Consider the following 5,228-nt stretch of genomic DNA (forward strand, 5'->3'; position numbering starts at 1 on the left):
AGCGCCGGCACGGCGCGCATCTTCATGACCTTGCCATCCATCTGCATGCGGTGGATCTCCACGCGAGCCGCGGCCGGCGTGCTGGCCGAGAGCAGGCGGTCGCCCTCCTGGCCGGTGTTGCGGATGCCCCGGAAATAGACGGCGCCGGTGCCCAGGCCCGGCCGTGTGGGCGTGGCATAGGGGTGGTCGATGCGCAGATCACCCGCCCGGACATCGTGGGCGTGTGCCAGCGGCAGGGCCAGCGCCATGGCCAAGGCCAGCGCAGCCGGGCCGATGTGACGTTTTCTCATGAACTCCTCCAGTGGTTGGGAATGGGATGGCGTCGCGCCCGTCATGCGGACAGGGCGCGGTGCGCCAGCGGCGGCAGCGATGCGCGGATGTGCTCGGCGCCCGGACAACAAACGGTACCGTCAAGGCTCCTCATTCGGGCACGTACACCATGCTGCCGTCTTTCATGCGGTACGCCACACCCGCCTTCATGCCCTGGCCCTCGCCGATCTGCCCGGACGACTGGTAGTGCTTGAGTTCGTTGCCCTGCCTGACCAGCATGTCCATGTCGGGTTTGCCGGCGTTCCGGATGACCACCACGTCCTGGGTCGCGAACGGGTTGAGCGGGTTCTCGACCACGGCCACCAGCAGCACGGCGATGACCACCAGAAACACGTCGATGATGTTGACCACCGAGAGGATGGGATCGTCCTCGTCCGAGTCGCCCAGGATGTCGAGCTTCATGCGGCGCTTATCCGACATGGGCGACCTCGGTAGCGACGCTGGCGACGCTGGCGGGGCCAACCCGCAGCAAGGCGTTGAGTTCTTCCAGCAGCCAGCGCCGGCGCACGGTTTGCACCACGAAGGTGATGGCCGCCGCCAGCAACGCCACGATGACCGCGGCAAAGGCCACCACCAGGTTGTCGGCCATGCCCTTGGTGTTGCCCGCGGCCACCGCCACCAGCGCCGGCCCCATGGGGATCATGGTGGCCACCAGCCCCAGCATGGGGGCCACGCGGCTGACGATGCGCTGCACCTCCAGTTGTTTCAACACATGCAACTCCAGCCCGTCCTCACCCAGGTGGGCGTGGCGCTGCCAGTAGCGGTGCAGTGGCCGCAGCCCGTGCGGCCGGCGCGTGCGCGCCAGCAGGTCGATGCTCAGTTGTCCCAGGCTGAAAAGGGCATACACGAACATCAGGCACAACAACACCAGCACGGGCGTCAGGAAGAACTTCGACATCTCGTACAGGACACTTTCAATCGCATTCATGACGGGGCTTTCGTTGCAACAGGAGGGGTCAAGCGGGCAGCCCGGCGCATGCGCCAGGCCTGGAACAGCATGCCGGCGAGCACGATGCCGGCGGCGATCCAGCCATAGATCCAGATGAGCTGCCGGACCGTGGCGTCGTGCCGCACTTCATGCAGCGTCTGCCCGCGCACGGTGGGTGGTTCGGGTGCCGAGGGAGGTTCGCGGGGCTCGTCGGGTGGCCGGGCGGCCATGGGTTTGGGCGCGGCGGATGGGGCCGATGCGCGCGCTGCAGGCGCCTGGCCGGCCAGCCCGAAGCCCTGCGCCAGCGTCTTCACGTAGGCCTTGAACGCCTCGTTGGCGGTGAACACGTCGTGCTTGGCCGCCACCTCCTGGTAGACCTGCACCAGCTCGCGCCGGGTCTGTTCGTCGGCCTTCCAGTAGTCTTTGCGGATCGCTTCCAGCATGCGCTCGGCCACCTGGGCCAGCGCCGTCGGGTTGGACTGTTCAAACCACGCGCGCAGACCCAGCCGGTAGCGGTCCTTGACGTAGGTGTCGTGAAATGCCTGCCACTGGTCGTCGCGCACCACGTGGCGGTCCATCACCTGCCAGCCCCAGAAGTTGTTCACCGTGTTGAGCATCTGCAGCGTGCCGGCATAGCCTTCCTTTTGCATCTCCTGGATCCAGTTGGGATGCTGATAGACCGCCCGCAGCTCGGTGGCCATGAACCGCTCCGCCGTCTCCAGCCTGGCCTTGTTCGGGTCGCGCATGTTGGAGATGTACAGCGGCGGGTTCTGGCCATCCAGGAACTTCACCGCCTGGGAGATGCCGCCCAGGTACTCGAACGGGTGGTCGGTGTCGAGCAGGCCGCGCAGGTTGCTGGAACGCGAGAACACGGCCGCGCTGGTGCCACGCAGGTGCTCGGCGTAGGCGTTGATCTCCCGACCCTGGCCGTCGCTGAGCTTGCGGCTCCAGTTCGCGGTGTTGGGGCCATAGGCCCAGGACATGCGCGAGAGGTAGAGCCTCTCGAGCTTGCCATCGCCCTCGTCCCAGGTGTCGGACGCCAGTGAAGCGTCGGTGAGTTTGGTGCTGTAGTCCCCGCTTTCATTGCCGAAGACCCGCGTCAGCGCGAACTCGTGGGCGTCCTCGGGCTGGACCCCCTGGGCCAGCAGCGCGGCCTGGATGCGCTCGGTGTTGGCCTTGATGAAGTTGGGCTGACCGTCTTCCTGCAAGGCCGCCAGCATGACCACGGCTTCGTTGAAGCGCTCCATCACGTTCGGGAACTGGTCGCGGTACAGGCCGGTGAGCGAGATCACCACGTCGATGCGCGGGCGCCCGAGTTCGGCCGGCGCAATCACCTCCATGCCCACCACGCGCCCGCCTTCGTCCCAGCGGGGCCGCACGCCCATGGCGTAGAGGACCTGCGCTTCGAGCATGCCCAGGTGGCGCATGGTCTCGGTGCTCCACATGGAAAAGGCCAGCTTCTCGGGAAACTTGCCGTGCGTGGCCTGGTAGCTGGTGATGAGCTGCTGCACCGCCTGGCGCCCGGCCTCGTAGGCGGCACGCGTCGGCACGCGTCCGGGGTCGAAGCCGTACATGTTGCGCCCGGTGTGCAAGGCGTCCGGGTTGCGGATCGGATCGCCGCCGTAGGACGGGTCGATCCAGCGCGCCGACAGCCCCCGGCTCACGCCCTCGATCTCCCAGGCCGCCCGCAGGTCCGCCCGGAACTGGCGCCCACGCAGGGCCAGCGCGCGCAGCCGGGTGTCGGCGAGTTCGTCCAGTGGCCGGTCGGAAAACACGTAGTCCTCGACGAAACGATAGGGCCGGGTCTGCTGCAGCGCCTGGTAGTCCCCCTTGAACGCGGCCTTGGCATTGTTCACGCCGGTCAGTTCGTACAGGGGCTGGCCCAGCATCTGCATCACGTTGCTGATGAGGTGGGCGCGTTCGGCGTCCCGGCCCAGGGTGTGCAGCCCCAGCGGCTGCATGGCCGAGGCCAGGTCTTCCAGATAGTCCTCGATGTCGCGCAGGAACTTGTCGACATCGCGTTCCAGGTCGGCCACCTGCCAGCCCATGTCCTTGTGCATGTTCATCTTCAGCGCCTGCCCGATGATGCGCTGGCGGTTGCTGTCCTTGACCAGCCCGCTGTCCAGCGACTGGTATTCGCGGATCAGGTCGTTGATCTTCACGAAGTCGTCGGACAGGCCGGCCGGCGCGAACGCGGGAGTCTGGTGGCTCACGATCACGCCGCGCCCGCGGCGCTTGACGTGGATGGCCTCGCTGATGTTGTCGACGATGTACGGGTACACGACGGGCGTGTTGCCCACCAGGATGTTCGGGTCGTCAAACGCCCAGAGGCCGCGCTCCTTGCCGGGCGTCCATTCCTGCGTGCCGTGGGTGCCGAAGTGCACAATGGCGCTGGCTTTGAACTGCTCTCGCGCCCACAGGTAGGTGGCCATGTAGAAGTGGTTCAGCGGCACCTTGGTATCGTGGAACAGCTTCTTCTCGTCGTGGTGACCGGCGGCGCTCTCGCTGCGCATGGGCTGCGGCAGCACCACGAGATTGCCCAGTTGCAGGCGCGGGATCACGAACCCGCTCACCCCCTGCGGGTGGGCGATCCAGGCGCTTTGCTCGGCCGGGCCCCAGAACCGGTTCACCGCCTGGCGCACCTCGGGTGGCAGCGTGGCGAACCAGCGCTGGTAGTCGGCCAGCGGCAGGAAGTCCCAATGCGCCGTGCGCATGAGTTCGGCCAGCGTGCCGGGGCGGTAAGCCGGTCGCAGCATCTGGCCCACGGCGGTGATGATGTCCTGCTCGGTGGTGGGCTCGAAGGCATAGCCCTCGGCCCTGAGCTGCGCTACCAGGTGCTCGATGGAGCGCGGCACGTTCAGGTTGGACGCGCCCTGGTTCTTTTCCCCCGGCGGGTGGTTCCAGAAGAACAGCGCCACCTGCTTGTCGGCGTTGGCCATGGTCTGCAGGCGCGCCAGGTTCACGGCCTTGCCGATCAGCATGTCCATCTGCTCGGGCATGGGCACGAGCTCGCCGCCTTCGTTGGCGGTCAGCACCACCGGGTCCTGCAGGCCGATGTACTCGGCATTGGTCAGCGTGAACGGCAGGTAGAAGCTGTTCACGCCCACCGTGTCCTGGTGGTACTCGGCACGCGTGCCCGTGCGGTAGGCGAGCACGTTGATGACCGGCACCCCCATGGCCTGATGCCAGGCCTTGCGCGCCTCGGGATCGACGCCGAGGAAGGTGTTGACCAGCAGCACCTGCGGCAAGACCTGGCCCTCGTGGGTGATGAGCGGCTCGTTCACGGCGACGGCGGCGATGGCCCTGGGGTTGGGAAAACCCGCGCCCTGCCCGGCACCCGCAGGCGCCCCGGGGCCGCCGGCCGCGACCGGACGTCCGCTGCCACCGCCACGCGGCGGCCGGCCGGCGGCCCCGGGCTGGCCCGCGGCCGCCGCCTCCCGCCCTGCGCGGGCCACACGCGAGCTGCGGTAGAACATCAGGGGCAAGGCGCCCGCCTGCTCGATGGCCTGCACGGTTTCGTCCAGCATGCGCTGCTGGCCATCGGAGATGTAGCTGGACGATATCTCGACGCCGATCACCGGCATGCCCTGCCAGGGGCGGCCCGCCCGGACCGCCCACCAGGCCAGGTACGGCGCCAGTTGCCCAAACACCAGTTGGTCGTGGCCGGGGTGGTAGATGCCGCCATCGGGCAAGGCCAGCGGTGGCGCGATGGCGCCCGGATCGCCGCCCTGAAGGACGGCCTGCAGGTACTGGAACAGCCGTTCGTGGTTGACGCGCGTGCCGCCCACGTAGTAGTCGAACACGCGCTGCGCCTGTTCTTTGTCCAGATGGGGTGCGCGCAGGCGCATCGGCGGACTCATGACGTGAATGCCGATGGTGGGCAGACCCTCCTCGCGCAGCCGCTGGCCGGCCACACGCTCGATCTGCGCCTGATCGTCGCTGCGCGGCGCGTCGATCAGCACGAAGCGCG

4 protein-coding genes are annotated in these 5,228 nt (G+C 67.8%); all 4 read right to left on the reverse strand.

Annotated features, from left to right (window positions below):
* Positions 1-290: copper chaperone PCu(A)C (locus tag PHQ87_RS14195; protein WP_300235671.1), on the reverse strand; the 290-nt coding region annotated here is incomplete at its 3' end.
* A 130-nt stretch (positions 291-420) separates the two neighbouring features.
* Positions 421-732: a DUF2149 domain-containing protein gene (locus PHQ87_RS14200; protein ID WP_300235674.1), complete on the reverse strand. Its 312-nt coding sequence runs from the start codon at positions 730-732 to the stop codon at positions 421-423.
* Positions 733-739: 7 nt separating this feature from the next.
* Complete coding sequence (locus tag PHQ87_RS14205; RefSeq protein ID WP_300235677.1) at positions 740-1,258, reverse strand: MotA/TolQ/ExbB proton channel family protein; 519 nt, start codon at positions 1,256-1,258, stop codon at positions 740-742.
* A complete protein-coding gene (gene cobN, locus PHQ87_RS14210) occupies positions 1,255-5,220 on the reverse strand; it encodes a cobaltochelatase subunit CobN (protein WP_300235679.1) in 3,966 nt (1,321 codons plus the stop codon). Before cobN ends, PHQ87_RS14205 begins: the two co-directional genes overlap by 4 nt.
* Positions 5,221-5,228: the final 8 nt, after the last annotated feature.

This window comes from Hydrogenophaga sp. (genome assembly GCF_028698005.1).
Classification (GTDB): Bacteria; Pseudomonadota; Gammaproteobacteria; order Burkholderiales; family Burkholderiaceae_C; genus Hydrogenophaga.